The organism is Undibacterium sp. 5I1 (assembly GCF_034314085.1).
Taxonomy (GTDB): Bacteria; Pseudomonadota; Gammaproteobacteria; order Burkholderiales; family Burkholderiaceae_D; genus Undibacterium.
On sequence record NZ_JAVIWI010000001.1, the window covers coordinates 438,917 to 455,757 of the forward strand.

Annotated in this window: 12 protein-coding genes and 4 tRNA genes; 10 read left to right on the forward strand and 6 right to left on the reverse strand. The window is 47.2% G+C overall.

The features are described from left to right. Positions 1-62 precede the first annotated feature (62 nt). Together RGU72_RS01875 and metG are read right to left on the reverse strand one after the other, a co-directional pair. The gene (locus tag RGU72_RS01875) at positions 63-1,886 is read right to left on the reverse strand and encodes an aminopeptidase P family protein (RefSeq protein ID WP_322118121.1); all 1,824 of its coding nucleotides are present in this window, start codon (positions 1,884-1,886) and stop codon (positions 63-65) included. A gap of 675 nt (positions 1,887-2,561) precedes the next feature. Then, positions 2,562-4,667, reverse strand: coding sequence for a methionine--tRNA ligase (gene metG, locus RGU72_RS01880; RefSeq protein WP_322118122.1), 2,106 nt, complete (start codon positions 4,665-4,667; stop codon positions 2,562-2,564). 159 nt (positions 4,668-4,826) lie between these two features. On the opposite strand from metG, the gene apbC reads away from it, so the two are divergent. Then, complete coding sequence (apbC, locus tag RGU72_RS01885; protein WP_322118123.1) at positions 4,827-5,915, forward strand: iron-sulfur cluster carrier protein ApbC; 1,089 nt, start codon at positions 4,827-4,829, stop codon at positions 5,913-5,915. Positions 5,916-5,937: 22 nt separating this feature from the next. Next, on the forward strand, positions 5,938-7,074 hold the full coding sequence (gene ribD, locus RGU72_RS01890; RefSeq protein ID WP_323491956.1) for a bifunctional diaminohydroxyphosphoribosylaminopyrimidine deaminase/5-amino-6-(5-phosphoribosylamino)uracil reductase RibD: 1,137 nt from the start codon (positions 5,938-5,940) through the stop codon (positions 7,072-7,074). 98 nt (positions 7,075-7,172) lie between these two features. Here the strand turns inward: ribD and RGU72_RS01895 are convergent. From RGU72_RS01895 to RGU72_RS01905, 3 genes are all read right to left on the reverse strand, one after another. Continuing rightward, positions 7,173-7,249 (reverse strand) — tRNA-Pro (locus tag RGU72_RS01895). 122 nt (positions 7,250-7,371) lie between these two features. Beyond that, positions 7,372-7,448 (reverse strand) — tRNA-Pro (locus tag RGU72_RS01900). Positions 7,449-7,582: 134 nt separating this feature from the next. Beyond that, on the reverse strand, positions 7,583-8,488 hold the full coding sequence (locus RGU72_RS01905) for a pseudouridine synthase (RefSeq protein WP_322118124.1): 906 nt from the start codon (positions 8,486-8,488) through the stop codon (positions 7,583-7,585). 111 nt (positions 8,489-8,599) lie between these two features. Between RGU72_RS01905 and gltX the strand changes: the two genes are divergently transcribed. From gltX to RGU72_RS01945, 8 genes are all read left to right on the forward strand, one after another. Next, positions 8,600-10,024 (forward strand): glutamate--tRNA ligase, encoded by a 1,425-nt coding sequence (gene gltX, locus RGU72_RS01910; protein ID WP_322118125.1) that lies wholly within the window; start codon positions 8,600-8,602, stop codon positions 10,022-10,024. Positions 10,025-10,107: 83 nt separating this feature from the next. Next, a tRNA-Ala gene (locus RGU72_RS01915) sits at positions 10,108-10,183 on the forward strand. 173 nt (positions 10,184-10,356) lie between these two features. Next, positions 10,357-10,432, forward strand: a tRNA-Glu gene (locus RGU72_RS01920). A 466-nt stretch (positions 10,433-10,898) separates the two neighbouring features. Continuing rightward, positions 10,899-12,296 (forward strand): MFS transporter, encoded by a 1,398-nt coding sequence (locus RGU72_RS01925; RefSeq protein WP_416200095.1) that lies wholly within the window; start codon positions 10,899-10,901, stop codon positions 12,294-12,296. 239 nt (positions 12,297-12,535) lie between these two features. Beyond that, positions 12,536-12,745 carry a DUF3460 family protein gene (locus RGU72_RS01930; protein WP_322118126.1) on the forward strand — a complete coding sequence of 70 codons (210 nt, stop codon included), beginning with the start codon at positions 12,536-12,538 and terminating at the stop codon, positions 12,743-12,745. 21 nt (positions 12,746-12,766) lie between these two features. Beyond that, a complete protein-coding gene (locus tag RGU72_RS01935; protein ID WP_322121537.1) occupies positions 12,767-13,630 on the forward strand; it encodes a ScpA family protein in 864 nt (287 codons plus the stop codon). A 67-nt stretch (positions 13,631-13,697) separates the two neighbouring features. After that, positions 13,698-14,537 carry a pantoate--beta-alanine ligase gene (gene panC, locus RGU72_RS01940; protein ID WP_322118127.1) on the forward strand — a complete coding sequence of 280 codons (840 nt, stop codon included), beginning with the start codon at positions 13,698-13,700 and terminating at the stop codon, positions 14,535-14,537. After that, positions 14,537-15,517: a cobalamin-binding protein gene (locus RGU72_RS01945; protein WP_322118128.1), complete on the forward strand. Its 981-nt coding sequence runs from the start codon at positions 14,537-14,539 to the stop codon at positions 15,515-15,517. The genes panC and RGU72_RS01945 overlap by 1 nt, the downstream gene beginning before the upstream one ends. 231 nt (positions 15,518-15,748) lie before the next feature. On the opposite strand, the gene RGU72_RS01950 is transcribed toward RGU72_RS01945, so the two are convergent. Beyond that, positions 15,749-16,573 (reverse strand): M90 family metallopeptidase, encoded by an 825-nt coding sequence (locus RGU72_RS01950; RefSeq protein ID WP_322118129.1) that lies wholly within the window; start codon positions 16,571-16,573, stop codon positions 15,749-15,751. Positions 16,574-16,841 lie beyond the last annotated feature (268 nt).

A 16,841-nucleotide genomic window follows, 5' to 3' on the forward strand; every position in this document is an offset into this window, starting at 1 on the left:
TTGGGCGGTTATCGAACGATTTGTAAAAAATGAACAAACGTCCCATAAACTCCCTCTCCTGACTATTTACTGACTGCTTTTGTTCTCTCCTCTAGCCATGCTTTTGCTGCACCGCTGACGCGTTGTGACAAGCGTTCTAAGACGGTCGCGTGGTAATCATTGAGCCATGCCAATTCGTCCTCACGGATTATTGTCATATCGATGCAGCGGGTGTCGATTGGGCAGAGTGTCAGAGTCTCAAACTTGAGATAGTCGCCAAACTCGCCTTGATGACCGACGATATTGAGCATCAGATTTTCTATCCGCACTCCCCATTTGCCTGGACGATAAATGCCCGGCTCGTTGGAAGTAATCATGCCTGCTTCCATTGCGTTATGTGCCTCTGGAATAGCGCCCGAGATAGATTGCGGACCTTCATGTACATTTAGAAAGTAGCCTACGCCGTGGCCGGTACCGTGACCGTAGTTAATGCCCTCGGCCCAGATCGGTGCTCGTGCCAGAGCATCTAACATCGGTGACAGCGTGCTACGCGGGAACTGCGCACGTGACAAATTGATCATGCCTTTTAAAACCAAGGTGAAGTCGCGTTTTTGTTCGGCTGATACCACGCCAATTGGCATCACGCGGGTGATGTCGGTGGTGCCGTTGAGGTATTGGCCACCGGAATCGATCAGCAGCAAGCCATTGCCTTCGATGACCGCATGCGATTCTGGGAGAGCGCGGTAGTGGGGCATCGCGCCATTGCCGTTAAAGCCAGCGATCGTACCAAAGCTGGCAGAGACGAAGTTAGGCTGACGTGCGCGGGCCGCAGTAATTTTTTCGTCAATGGTCAGTTCTGTGATGACTTCTTTGCCCAGCGATGCTTCCAGCCAGCTAAAAAATTCACATAATGCGGCGCCATCTTGCTCCATCGCTTCACGTACAAATTGCGCTTCTTGTGGAGTCTTACGGGATTTTGCAAATACCGATGGGTTGATTGCCTCAATTACTTTGACCGAAGCTGGTACTGCCTGGCGGAAAGAGTAGGTGATGCGGCGCGGGTCTATCAGCAAACTGCTATTTGCTGGCAACGCAGCCAAGGCGCTGGCAGCTTGCGCGTAGTCGGCGATAAACACACCGTCTTTTGCTAATACTTCTACCAGAGCAGCAGGTACTTTGCCATGAGAGACAAACAAGGCAGCACTGTCTTGACTGATCAGTGCGTGCCCGACAAATACCGGGTTATAGCTGACATCGGCACCGCGCAGATTGAAGATCCAAGCCAGATCATCTACGGTAGAAACAAAATGCCAGTCCGCCGCTTTGATACGCATTTGCTCACGCACAAGGGCTAGTTTGTCTTGACGACTGACCACCGCAAATGGTGCCAGATGTTCATAGATAGCGGCTTGCGGCAGATCAGGGCGACCGGACCAGATAGTTTGTAATAAGTCTTTGCTAGTGTCCAATTTACTGCCTCTAACTTGCAGCGCCTGCTCAAGCATGCGAGCCATCGCTAGCCCAAGCACGGCGCCGTCTACGCCAACGGTTTGTCCTGCTTGCATGGTGCTGGCGAGCCAATCAAGATGCAGTGTGGCAGCAGCAGAATTGATTTTCATCATCTGTATGCCAGTAGGGGCTAGTTCTTGCTCTGCCTGACTCCAATAACGGCTGTCAACCCACAATCCGGCAAAATCTGCCGTCACGATTAGAGTGCCGACCGACCCGGTGAAGCCAGAATATTGCTCGCGGCCTTGCCAGCGCTGTGGCAAATATTCAGACAAATGCGGATCAGCCGAGGGAATAATGTAGGCATCTAAACCCGCAGTTTTCATTGCTGCGCGCAATTGGACCAGACGTGCAGGGATAGGGGAGGTAACTGCGGCGGGGCTAAGTGGGCTATTCATGGATATCTGACCGTGGTGAGTTGATCGGTTCAATCAAGTACTACAAAAAGGTAAATGGAGTATATCTCATGGGCAATCTATTGAGAAATCTCTACAGGATTTTTTGTTAAACGAATGTGCGAATACCGCGCCAGTTTGATGTCTTGAGTTAATTTTTGATGTGGGGCAGTGCTGACTGGAGCTGATGTGGGCGTAACTATTTACTTGTTAACCTGGCAATTGAAAATGGCAATTCAATTTGCCTCATTGGTCTGGTACCTCGTTGCTCCTGCGAAGGCAGGAGTCCAGTGTCTTTGCTTAAGTAACTAACGCCGCTGGATTCCTGCCAAGAGCGTGCAGGAATGACGTATTTTATAGATAGCACTGCTTTCTCTTATTCCGCACGTGCCAGATCTTTCAACCTATTCTTTTAACCTATTCGATTGCCGGAACAATCATTTACATAATTGAGAGAGACATTGATCAGATTTCATATACTCCCCATAAAAATTTGCAAAATACGTCGATTGTCCAGGTTTTGTTTGGACGATTAAAATATACCTATGGGGAGTATTTTATTGATATGAGAGATTTAAATCGCTGAGTGAGCTATTGCTTATTCCTATCTGCTTTAGTCACTCAGCGTATTTTTTGACAAACTTGATTTGCAAACTAGATTCGCCAACCCGTCGCGGATTAGCGTACCCGCATACCCGGTTGCGCACCAGGCCAGGCCTCCAGAATATACAAACCTGGATTAGCTTTTTCATCCTCGGCAGACGCAGCCAATACCATGCCTTCAGAAATACCAAACTTCATCTTGCGTGGCGCCAGATTAGCAACCATCACGGTGAACTTACCGATCAGTTGTTCTGGCTGGTAGGCAGATTTAATACCGGAAAACACGTTACGCAGGCGACCTTCGCCAACATCCAGAGTCAGGCGCAGTAATTTGTCTGAGCCGTCGACGTGCTCGCAGTTGACGATTTTGGCGATGCGCAAATCAATTTTTGAAAAATCATCAATCTTAATTTCCGGCGCTAACGCTTCGATCTCGCTGGTAGCGGGCGATTCTACTGGTGCGGTTGGCGCTGCTGAGTTTGCTGCTGAAGCTACTGCTGGTGTTGATACAGCAGCGACAACTTCAGTAGGTGCGTCGAACAATTGATCGAAAATTTTAATATCCACACGTTGCATCAGATGCGTGTACGGCAGCACTTTATGCAGATGTGGTAGCGGTGTTGTAACATCCGCCCATTGCAAAGGAGCTATTTGCAATTGTGCCTCGACCTGTGCAGCGAGCTGCGGTAACACTGGCTTCAAGAAGATGGTCAGAATGCGGAAGGCTTCTAACAAGCGACTACAAACTTCCTGCAATTTGGCATCGTTCTCTGGCTTTTTAGCGAGTTCCCAAGGCTTATTCGCATCGACATAAGCGTTGATGATGTCAGCTTGATCCATGATGGCGCGCAAGGCTTTACCGTAATCACGCGCTTCATAGTAAGCCTGAATATCCGGCGACACTTTACGTAGGTTACTGATAAATGCATCGTCCGCCGTCGCCCAGTCGGTCACGATTGCACCGTCAAACCGCTTGGTGATAAAACCTGCCGCACGGCTGGCGATATTGACGTATTTACCAATCAGATCAGCGTTCACACGAGCGACGAAGTCTTCAGGATTCATATCCAGATCTTCAACTTTAGAATTCAATTTGGCTGCGAAGTAATAGCGTAGCCACTCAGGATTCATACCGATATCAAGATAACGCAGTGGAGAAATACCAGTGCCGCGCGACTTTGACATTTTTTCGCCAGAGACCGTGACAAAGCCATGCGCATACACATTATCTGGTGTTTTGTAGCCAGAAAATTTCAGCATGGCAGGCCAGAACAAGGTGTGGAAATAAGTAATATCTTTGCCGATAAAATGGATCTGCTCCGTCGTCGGATCAGCCATAAAGGCATCGTAATCACGACCGATTTTGCCAAAATAGTTTTTTAAGGATGCCAGATAGCCAACAGGCGCATCCAGCCAGACATAAAAATATTTACCCGGTTGATCAGGGATTTCAATGCCAAAGTAGGGCGCGTCGCGGCTGATGTCCCAGTCACCCAAACCACCTTCACCTTCTAGCCATTCTTTGCATTTGTTGGCGACTTCGGACTGCAGGCGATTATCTTTGAGTGCCCAGCCGCGTAAGAACTCTACGCATTTTTCATCTGATAATTTAAAGAAAAAATGTTCAGACGATTTCATCACGGGCGTAGCGCCGGTCAGTACTGAGTACGGATTTTTTACTTCCGTCGGTGAGTACACCGCGCTACAAACTTCGCAAGAATCACCATATTGATCCTTCGCGCCGCATTTCGGGCATTCGCCTTTAATGTAGCGGTCTGGCAAAAACATATTTTTAACAGGATCAAAAAACTGCTCTATCGTTTTGCTGGTGATGAAGCCTGCTGCTTTTAGTTTGCGATAAATGTCTTGCGACAGCGCGTGATTTTCCGGGCCATCGGTAGAGTGCCAGTTATCAAAAGTAATATGGAAACCATCCAGATATTGCTTACGCCCGGCCGCGATATTCGCTACAAATTCTTGCGGCGTGATGCCCGCTTTTTCCGCGGCAATCATGATCGGCGCACCATGCGCATCGTCGGCACCGACGAAATGCACTTCGTTACCCGACATTCGCTGATGACGTACCCAAATATCAGCCTGGATATATTCCATGATGTGGCCTAGGTGGAACGGTGCATTAGCGTAGGGCAGGGCGGTAGTAACGAACAGCTTGCGTGTCATGGTAGTGATACTTTGCGAATGGAAAATTAAGGGGGGTGGTTTCAACTAAAAACAATGAAGACTGTTATTCTAACAGCGAAAAAGGTCTAGTCTTTTAAGGGTTTTATCAGTCATACGGGAGTTTTACGCTAGACTGGCAAAAAATTTACGGAGAATTGCATGAGCATTACAGTGGAAGATGTTAAAACAGCGCTGACTTTGGTCATTGATCCTAATACAAATAAAGATCTGATCACTTCAAAGTCGGCTAAAAATATCAAACTCGATGGCAACGATGTGAGCTTGGATGTGGAGTTGGGTTATCCGGCAAAAAGCCAGATTGAGCTGATACGGCTTAGCGTACAAACGGCTGTCAGCAATCTGGCCGGTGTTGGTAAAGTGAGTGTTAATGTGTACAGCAAAATCGTTGCCCATGCGGTACAGCGTGGTATTAAATTGATGCCTAATGTGAAGAATATTATTGCGGTTGCCTCGGGCAAAGGTGGTGTCGGTAAATCAACGACTGCGGCGAATCTGGCACTGGCACTGGCTGCCGAAGGCGCTGCTGTCGGTATCTTAGATGCGGATATCTATGGTCCTTCGCAGCCGATGATGATGGGGATTTCTGGTCAGCCATCGAGCGCTGATGGGAAAACTATGGAGCCTATGGAGAACTATGGTTTGCAAGTTTCCAGTATTGGTTTCATGATCAATCCAGATGAGCCTATGGTTTGGCGTGGGCCTATGGTGACACAGGCCTTGACGCAGTTATTGTCCCAAACTAATTGGCGTGATCTGGATTATTTGATTATTGATATGCCGCCTGGTACTGGCGATATTCAGTTGACGCTTTCTCAAAAAGTCCCGGTCACCGGTGCTGTTATTGTCACCACGCCACAAGACATCGCTTTATTAGATGCCCGCAAAGGCCTGAAAATGTTTGAGAAAGTCGGCATTCCAATTCTGGGAATTGTGGAAAACATGAGCACCCATATTTGCTCAAACTGTGGTCATGCGGAGTCGATTTTTGGTGAAGGTGGTGGTGCCAAAATGTGTGCTGAATATGGCGTTGATTTTCTTGGTGGCTTGCCGCTGACGATGGCGATCCGTGAGCAAGCTGATTCTGGGAAGCCGACCGTGGTTGCTGATCCTGAAGGAAAAATTGCCCTGATCTACAAAGAAATTGCGCGCAAAGTGGCAATTAAAGTCGCTGAAAAAGCTAAAGATATGACGAGCAAATTCCCGACGATTTCTATCCAAAATACCTAAAACTCTACACCGCTGAGTCCGCATGACTGAATCCTATTTGAATGATCAAGCAGGTGAGCCACAAGATATCCGCTTCATGCAAATGGCGCTGGAACTTGCGGCGCAAGCGACGATTGCCACATCGCCTAATCCTAAAGTGGGCTGCGTTATTGTTAAAGATGGCATGGTGATTGGGCGTGGCTATACTCAGCCAGTCGGACAAGCGCATGCGGAAGTGCAGGCTTTACGTGATGCGATCGCGACGGGACATGACACGAAAGGTGCTACCGCTTACGTGACATTGGAGCCATGCAGTCATTTTGGGCGCACGCCGCCATGCGCCAACGCCTTGATTGATGCGGGTATTTTTCGGTTGGTAGCTGCAGTCCAAGACCCCAACCCACAAGTCGCAGGCAAAGGCATGACGATGTTACGCGATGCCGGGATCACCGTTGAATCTGGTCTGCTGGGTGAGCGCGCGCGCGAAATGAATATTGGTTTTTTTAAGCGTATGGAAACCGGTAAGCCTTGGGTGCGACTGAAAGTAGCCGCAAGCCTGGACGGCAGAACTGCGCTGGCAAACGGCGAGAGTAAATGGATCACTGCATCAGATGCGCGTGATGACGGTCATCGTTGGCGTGCGCGTGCCGATGCGATTTTGACTGGTATCGGCACTGTGCTGGCGGATGATCCGCAAATGAATGTCCGTGCGATAGAAACACCGCGGCAACCTTTAAAAGTTGTGGTCGATTCCCAATTACGTATTCCTGCCAATGCTAAGTTACTGCAAGACGGTAAGTTCGTAATCGTTTGTGCAGAAGCGCCTGAACTTAAGCAAGGTCATCAGCAAAATCGTCAGCAAGCCTTGATTGCGCAAGGTGCTGAAGTCGTATGTTTGCCGGATGATCACCAACAAGTCGATTTAAACGCCTTGCTATTAGAATTAGGACGCAGGCAAATTAATGAGCTTCATGTCGAGGCGGGCGCTAAGTTAAATGGTGCCTTGATTGCTCAAGATTGTGTGGATGAATTATTGATTTATTTGGCGCCCAAATTATTGGGACATGGGGCTGGTTTATTTGATCTTCCTGAGCTAAAGCTGGTGGCAGATGCTAGGCAGGTCCGGTTCCATGAGATTAGTCAGGTCGGAGAAAGTTTGCGAATTTTAGCGCGGTTTTAAAGCGTACTGACGCCTTAGTGACGCTTACTTTAATCTTGATTTTTACGCTTCAGATATAAAAAAAGGATCATCAAGCAAACTTGATGATCCTTTTAAACTGGTCGGAGTACAAGGATTCGAACCTTGGACCCCCTGGTCCCAAACCAGGTGCGCTACCGGACTGCGCCACACTCCGAAACTTGCTTTGCGTGTTCAAATGCTAAATTCGCTACTTGGACAAACGCTAAATTTTTAAACTTTAATCTTATAAATTGAAAAAGACCGAAAGATAATTAAACCTAACGGTCTTTTAATATTTGGTCGGAGTACAAGGATTCGAACCTTGGACCCCCTGGTCCCAAACCAGGTGCGCTACCGGACTGCGCCACACTCCGAAGACCAAGATAGTATCTCGTCACGATTACGCTGTCAAGGCCTTTGTCATTGCTGACTTCGCCATTGCAGGTGGTTTGCAATCGACATAGCGGGCTTAAGTCCGCATATATTGCTAATCATATGCGCAGTCAACTTACAGAGTTTTTGTGCTTGTAAATTGTCTGTAGCCACCGCTAAGCGGATCGGTAAAACTGATCGATTTTGCCAGTAATTGTAGCGGGGCAGAAAAGTCATCACCGTTACATGGGAGGGCGATTGGGTAGAAAGTATCATTGATAATCGGCGCGCCGAGGCTTGCTAAATGCACTCGCAATTGGTGTCTTTTCCCCGTGCTGGGATGCAATTCATATAAATCATTTTCACCGCGGCGCTCTATAACTGTTATATGAGTTTCAGCGTTAGGTTCGCCAGGAGTTTCTTCCATTACAAAGAATTTTTCGGCGTCAATCATTTTGCTGCGATAAGTCAGCGGAAACTCTTGCTGGGATAAATGTGGTGCTAAGGCGTGATAGATTTTATTAACTTTGCGCTGCTGAAATAAAGATTGATAGGCGCCCCGCGTTTCTGTTTTTTGTGAAAATAAAATCACGCCAGCGGTTTCTCTGTCCAGCCTGTGAATAGGTGTCAGTTGATTGTTGCCGCTACTCTTCTTTAACCGAACTAACAGAGTTTCATGCAAAAAACGACCGCCTGGTATCACGGGCAAAAAATGTGGTTTATCTACTACCAGCAAATTCTCGTCTTGGTAAAGGATCTGTTCTTGATAAGGGATAGTCACCTCATCATCAATTTCGCGGTAATAAAAAATACACATACCACGTTTGACTGCGCTATTTGCCGCCAGAATCGTGCCTCGAGCATCAACAACCTCATGTTTCGCGATACGCGCATGCCACTGCTGTTCGCTTACATCCGGAAATTGTGTCAATAAAAAATCTAATAAATTATCCCACCGTCCCTCTGGTAACCATAGATAGCTTGGTGATACGCCATCACGTGTGGCCAGAGGAGGCGTTGGTATGCGATTTGGGATTTGCATGTTAGATTTCTATTTTTACCCGATGGCCCTGCTGCGAAGGCGGTAAAATATTGGTTTTAACTTCTATCGTTTTGTAGCGCATTTTATTATGCCCGACAAACGCACCATCTAATGAGCACTTCTGCATCTGTCGATCTGAGCAAGCCCGTTCGTACCCGTTTCGCACCTAGTCCCACTGGCTATTTACATGTGGGCGGCGCCCGCACAGCCTTATTTAGCTGGGCATTTGCACGCCATTTTGGCGGTACTTTTGTATTGCGTATCGAAGATACGGATCTTGAGCGCTCTACGCCAGAAGCGGTGCAAGCTATTTTAGATGGAATGAATTGGCTAGGCCTGCAACATGACGAAGGTCCTTTTTATCAGATGAAAAGGATGGGCAGATACAGTGAAGTGTTAGCCAAAATGCTAGCGGATGGCACTGCCTATTCTTGCTATTCCTCACCCGAGGAAGTCGAGGCTATGCGTGAGCTGCAACGCGCCAACGGCGATAAACCGCGCTACGACGGCACCTGGCGTCCAGAGCCAGGGAAAAATTTGCCAGCAATACCAGCAGACCGCAAGCCTGTCATACGTTTCAAAAATCCTTTAGATGGCGAAGTGAGCTGGCTTGATGTTGTTAAAGGTCAAATTACGATCGGTAATCGTGAATTAGATGATTTAGTAATTGCCCGTCCAGACGGTACGCCAACATATAATTTTTGTGTTGCAGTCGATGATTGGGATATGCAAATTACTCACGTAATTCGCGGTGATGACCATGTCAATAACACGCCACGCCAGATCAATATTCTGAACGCGCTGGGAGCTAGTTTGCCGCATTACGGTCATGTGCCGATGATCCTCGGTACGGATGGCCAAAAATTATCTAAGCGTCGAGATGCGGTCAGCGTAATGGACTATCTGGATAAAGGTTATTTGCCCGAGGCGATGCTGAATTACCTTGCGCGTCTTGGTTGGAGTCATGGTGACGATGAAGTTTTTTCTATGGAGCAGATGTGTAGCTGGTTCGATTTAAATCATCTTTCTAGTTCGCCAGCGCAGTTCAATCCGGAAAAACTCGCCTGGATTAATAATCATTACATCAAAGCTGCTGATAATGCGCGCCTAGCTGAGTTGGTGCGTGCGCAGATGCGAAATGACGGCGCACAATTTGAGAATGCGCCAGAGTTGTCTGCGGTCGTCGCTTTGATGAAAGAGCGAGCCAATACCACTAATGAGTTGGCGCAAGCTGCGATGTTGTTCTATCGCCAGCCGAACCCGGATGCAGAGTTGTGCAAGCAGCACATTACGGAAGGAGTGTTGCCAGCCTTGGCACACTATGCAGCTGCGTGCAAGACTGTGGAGTGGAGCAAACCAGCTTTGTCGTCGATGATGAAAGAAACCTTGGCGCAGTACTCGTTAAAAATGCCGCAACTTGCTATGCCTTTGCGTTTGTTATTAACAGGCCAGCTACAAACACCATCAATTGATGCTGTGGTTGAACTATTCGGTCGCGACGTCGTGCTTCAAAGGCTGAACTCTATCTGTAAGTGAAATTGAAACAGGTAAATAGAAGCGGGAAATAAAACGGGGCTTTACATAGAATGGCTCAGCCCCTATAATCTCGTTTCTGTTCTGGGGGTGTAGCTCAGTTGGTAGAGCGCTTGCATGGCATGCAAGAGGTCAGCGGTTCGATTCCGCTCACCTCCACCAGTAATGAGCTAAGCAAGCGATGTGAAAAAAGTAGAAAAAAATTGCTTGCAGATATCAGAAAAAATAGTATATAATCTTGGTCTTGCTTGATTGAAGAAACTTGCAAAAACAAGTTGAAAGAAAGAAAAAGCAGTGCAGTTCAGAAGTAAAAGGTCAGTAACGGACAGATCACTGTCCCCATCGTCTAGAGGCCTAGGACATCACCCTTTCACGGTGAGTACAGGGGTTCGAATCCCCTTGGGGACGCCAGAGTTAAACAAGTTGGAGATTGAGTAGATCATCATTACTTAACTTGAAGTAATAAAATGTGTTTAATAAAGGCCGCTCAACGCGGTCTTTATTGTTTTTAAATTGTCTTTTTGAATCAATCAACGAGGATTCAAAACGGTTTATACAAATCACATTGGCTGTAGAAGTAATTCAGCCTCTTTCCCAGATAAAAAACAATAACAGGACTTACGCAAAACTACCCTAAAGCGTTGCAGCCTAGGGTGTTGGTACTTAGACTAAAGTATTGTCTTCGTCGCTACCCCTTGTCGGGACAATATTGCGTAAGTCTTAATTATCGTTTTTCTAAAATCCAAGTTCGCCGCCTGTTAGAAGTTCGTCCGCCATGCAGGGCAATTACGCAAGCGATACAATCGATGACTTATCAATGCGCGTGCAATCAACATAAGCTCGCCTCCCAATCTAATAGTGCTAATCTGGGCCAAGAATGCTTAAGCAAAATAGTATTGAACACGATCAGGCCTTGGCAAATCGTGATGGATTGCCGACACGCGAACGTAACTTGGCTATGTTGTCTCTCGCAATTGGTGTCGGAATGGCCTCCCTTGATACGGCTATCGCCAATACTGCGCTGCCAGCGATTGCGGATCAGTTACATACATCACCTGCCGCCTCTGTCTGGATTATCAATGTATATCAATTGGCGATGGTTGCTACGCTGTTGCCATTTGCGGCCTTGGGAGAGGTGATAGGTTATCGCCGTGTTTCCATCGCGGGGCTGGTATTGTTCACGCTGGCATCTTTGGGCTGCGCATGCTCTTGGTCTTTAACATCCTTAGTCATTGCGCGCTTATTTCAAGGTGTTGGCGCTAGCGCGATTATGGGTGTCAATACTGCGATGTTAAGAGCAATTTTTCCTACTCGTCTGCAAGGGCGTGGTTTTGGATTGAACTCTTTGGTGGTCGCAGTTGCATTTGCGGTTGGACCGACAATCGCCTCTCTGATACTGGCCGTCTGGTGTTGGCCTTGGTTATTTGCGATCAACGTGCCTCTCGGTATATTCGCTTTTTTCCTGGGACGTAAAGTCCTGCCTCTGACCCGTCGAGCCACTCACAAAATAGATAGTCTGACAGCCTTGTTTAACATTGCTGCATTTGGTATGTTAATTTTGCTGTTCGGGGAAGCTGCTCACCTTCAAAGTTTTAAAATACTCGTGATCGAAATGATAGCTACCATTTTCTTTTTTGCCTTATTATTGCGTCGCCAGCATGGACATCAGGCACCGATGCTTCCGGTTGATCTGTTTCGCCGTCCATTGTTTTTACTGTCAGTATTAACGGCAATTTGTACCTTCACCACTCAAAGTCTTGCCTTTGTATCACTGCCTTTTTATTTTGAGACGGTATTAGGGCGTTCACCAGTAGAAACGGGCTTTTTGATGACGCCTTGGGCGGCACTGGTTGCTGTGATGGCGCCTATTGCAGGACGATTGAGTGATCATTATTCACCAGGAGTACTCGGTGGCATTGGTCTTGCTGCATTATCAGCTGGTATGTTGTCTCTTGTGCTCATGCCCCTGAACCCCTCAGTGTTTGATATTGGCTGGCGTATGGCTATGTGCGGTATCGGTTTTGGATTTTTTCAAGCGCCTAATCTGAAGGCGATTATGGGAGCTGCGCCCTTATCCCGAGCTGGTGGCGCTAGTGGTATTGTTGCTACCTCCCGTCTGATGGGGCAAGCCTCGGGTGCAGCACTGGTGGCATTTTGCTTTACCTTATCAAATAAAAGCGGTACTAGCTATGCGCTTGGTCTGGGAGCCGTTTTTGCAGCGGTCGCCAGCATCGCCAGTTTCTCTCGCTTACTGGTGGCAACAGACCCACTGTGAGCACGTTCCCTCTCTATATTCAAAAATGCCTAATTTTTTAGGTATTTAAGTAAAAGTATTCTTTTAGTCTCAGATAATGCCAAAACATAGATTGTCCGGACAAAACTCTGTCGCTCATTACTACGTCACTAATGCATTAGTCAATGTGGCCGCAAATAAGAAAATCCCTCTTAATTACTGCTGCATTACAGGGTAAAATGCGGCTTCGATTGTTCTTTTACCTGTTGATCGCGATCATTATGAAGTTCACCAAACAATTTCAGCTTTACCAATCCGAAGCAACTCAGTTTATTCAAAGTCTGAAAAAAGCTAATCCGCAATTAGAGCAAAGCCAGCGTGATGGTCGTGCTTTATTATGGGATAAAGCACCGATTGATCTTGCGACGCAAAAAGACACGATTGAGTCCAATATCGATCAACAAGCTTACGTGTACCAAAACAAAGCCTAAGCCAAGACTGCTGTGATTGCAATCAGCACTACTTTGTCAGCGACAGATTTGCCTCTGGTTGGCAGTAGCGACAGCACGCCCAACGTTGTTGATGGACTGGCGTTCGCCAAACTATATGGCGAGCCGCTGTTCAAACTACCCAACGATCTCTACATCCCGCCAGATGCGCTGGAAATTTTTTTAGAAGCGTTTGAAGGTCCGCTGGATTTGCTGCTCTACCTGATCCGCAAGCAAAATTTCAATATTCTCGATATTCCGATGGCGCAAGTCACGTTGCAATATCTGGACTATGTTGAGCAAATCCGCAAACATAATCTGGAGCTGGCCGCAGAATATTTATTGATGGCAGCGATGTTGATTGAAATCAAATCACGCATGCTCTTGCCCAGCACCAAAAGTCTGGATGATGGCGAAGCAGGCGATCCGCGTGCAGAATTAGTGCGTCGTCTACTGGAATACGAGCAAATGAAACTAGCTGCCTACGACCTCAACGCGGTTCCCCAGCTAGGACGTGATTTTTTGCATGCGCAAGTCTTTGTTGAGCAAAATACGGTATTGCATTGGCCGCAGGTCGACGTGCAAGATTTACAAGCAGCCTGGGCCGACGTGCTAAAACGAGCAACACTTGTCGCCCACCACAAAATCAGCCGTGAAGAACTATCTGTACGTGAGCACATGACAGGTATTTTACGCAAATTGCAGTCCGCTAAATTTATCGAGTTTTCAGATCTATTTGATCCTAGTAAAGGTGCACCAGTTCTGGTGGTTAATTTTGTTGCCTTGCTTGAACTCGCAAAAGAAACTTTAATAGAAATCACTCAGGCAGAAGCTTTTGCACCGATTTATGTGAGACTCGCTTATTTGCCAACGCACTCACCTAATTAATCGCTAAGCCAGCAAACCCTTGCTAAGAATCAAATCATAGTCGTCACATTCACTCACTCTTATCCTCATGAAAATTATTTCCTCTATCGAAGAATTGCGCGATCAACTACGTGGTCAATTACGGACTGCGTTTGTACCGACGATGGGCAATTTGCATGAAGGTCATTTGTCCCTGATGCGCCTGGCAAAAAAACATGGCGATCCGATTGTGGCATCGATTTTCGTCAATCGATTACAGTTTGGCCCGAACGAAGATTTTGATAAATATCCGCGTACTTTTCAGGCTGACGTAGAAAAGCTGGAGAAGGAAGGTGTGTATGTATTGTTCGCCCCGACAGAAAAAGACCTCTATCCAGAACCACAAGAATACCGGGTGCGTCCACCCGACGATCTGGGGAATATCTTAGAGGGCGAATTCCGCCCTGGCTTTTTTACCGGCGTTAGTACTGTTGTACTGAAATTATTTTCTTGCGTCCAGCCCCGTGTTGCGGTGTTTGGTAAAAAAGATTACCAACAATTAATGATCATCCGGAATATGGCAAAGCAGTTTGCCTTACCAACTGAAATTATCGCAGCCGATACCTGGCGCGCTGATGATGGACTCGCACTGTCATCACGCAACGGTTATTTGTCCGAGGCTGAACGCGCAGAAGCGCCTGTTTTATACCAGACACTGAATGAGGTTGCGCAAGAAATCCGTTCAGGGCATCTGGATATTTTTGAGCTGGAAAAGAAAGCCATGGCGAAACTAGCAAATCGTCATTGGAAGCCAGATTATATTTCTGTACGCAAGCGTTCCGACCTGCAACCACCGTCTGCTGGCGATATTGCGCAGAAGGCGGAGCTGGTGGTAGTCGCCGCCGCCAAGCTTGGCAACACCCGCCTGATCGACAATCTGGAAGTCTGATGACACAGCTTGCAAAAAGCAGAGAGCACTTTTGTCTCATCAAAAAACTAACTGCTTTCATGGCACTGGCAGCGATCAGCTTGCACAGTGTCGTGGGGCACGCCGCCATCAGCGTGACTGATGATGCACAACATGTGGTCACGCTGGCGAAGCCAGCACAGCGCGTTATCAGCCTCGCGCCGCATGCGACTGAGTTGTTGTTTGAGGCCGGTGCCGGTAGCCAAATTGTCGGCGTCAGCGAATACAGCGACTTTCCGGAAGCTGCGAAAAAAATCCCTTCGATTGGCAATGTATTCGCATTAGATGTAGAACGCATCATTGCGCTCAAACCCGACCTGATCGTGGTCTGGGGTACTGGCAACGGCAAAACCCTAGCTAGTAAATTGCGCGATACCCATATCCCGATATTCGAGAGCGAGCCACGCAGTTTTGAAGATATTGCCAGTTCAATAGAACGTCTGGCAGTTCTGACTAACAAGCAAGCGACCGGCAATGCAGCCGCCCAACGTTTCAGAATTCGTTTAGAAAAATTGCGCCAAACTTATCAGCCCGGCTTACCGTCCGGCTTGTCGCCCAGTTCACAAGTCAGCACTGCAAACGCAGCAGAAAAACAAAGAATCGTCAGCGTGTTTTATCAAATCTGGCGCAAACCTTTGATGACCTTAAATGATCAGCATCTGGTGTCGGCAGCAATCCGTTTGTGCGGTGGTAAAAACATATTTGGCGGCTTAAAAGAAATCAGTCCCACAGTCAATACCGAAGCAGTGCTGGCTGCCAACCCGGATGCGATTATTACCACTGGCGGCGAGCAGCAAGATGTCTTCGCCGACTGGCGGCAATTCACCACGCTCAATGCCGTCAGCAAGGGTAATTTATTTACCGTAAAAGGTGACTGGATGAATCGTGCGGGGCCGAGAATTTTAGATGGCACTGAGATGCTCTGCAAACATCTGGCGACTGCCAGAACAACACTGAAATAAGATTCAAATCTGATCTCATTTTGCTAGCTTTGCGAGTTGAAAGCGGATATTACTCCTACTTGACATTACATTAAAATAAATATACTCAGGTAGTGTATATTTTAATCGTCCACATATTATCTGGACAATTCGGCTTTTTAATTAAAAATTAAGGGGAGTATATAAAAATATGCCCTTTTGATCGAATCAAAAGCTAGAACGGATCACAACACCCAGCATACAATTAAGCCATTAATTCCAGTCGCGTGGATCAACCTGATAATACGCACGGAATTGCTCAAACAGCGCGGGATGATGTCTCGCCATTTCCCAGGTTTTCTCAAAAAACGTCTCTGTCCCGACGGCAAAAAATTCTGCCGGATTGGTCGCGCCATAATGATCCATCACCGTTTCTTCACCTAGCTCCGCTGCGCGCTGCAATACATCAAACTCTTGGGACAAGATACTAGACCAACGTTGATAACGCGCCTTACTCATCAAGGCAGGTGCGCCGTTAGTGCTGCCGGTTTCGCTATCGAGCTGATGCGCAAACTCATGCAAGACCACATTGTGCCCTGCGATTTGCGTACCATCACTGCGCTGCACATGATCCCATGCCAGGATCACCCTGCCATCACTCCAGGATTCTCCCGACAATGTTTGGTTGGCGTGAGTGACTACACCACCCAGACTCGTTTGAATATGCGGCTTCATAAAAGCACTGGGATAAACCAAGATGGTTTTTAAGGCTGGGTAAACGGTGCTTGGACGATTAAGGAGCAACATGCAAGCTCTGGCCGCGATCGTGACCTTGATCTCATCCGTTATCTGCAAATCATCGCAAGCAATAAATTTCTTTTGATATAAAAACTGTTTGATCAATCGCTTTAACTGCAATTGCAGCTCCGCCGGCATTCTGGAATACACCGGGATATTTTTACGCAGTATTTTGGAGTAGTGACCAGGGAATGGCTTTTGCAAAGCGCGCTTCAACAGCACATCAGGCAACCACGCAATCAGTCCGACCGTGATTACGATGCTGGATAATACGAGCATTAGTGGTAAAGCGGAGGACATTGATTACCTGCAATTCTGAATGGAAACACAGTAACGGTACCGTGTTATCTCTGGTTATTTAGACCGTTGCCATCTTGATAAAATCTATGCAGCTTGATAGCAAACATAAGTACGAGCTGGAATCAACTCATACCATCAGATGGGACAGTCTTCAGAAAAAACAATAGCTATTAACCATAGCTATTGAATGAAGTGCCCACAAGGCAACACGAATAATCGATTGCTGCGATAATGCGCCCTCACCGATGCCATCAATATCATTCTAAAA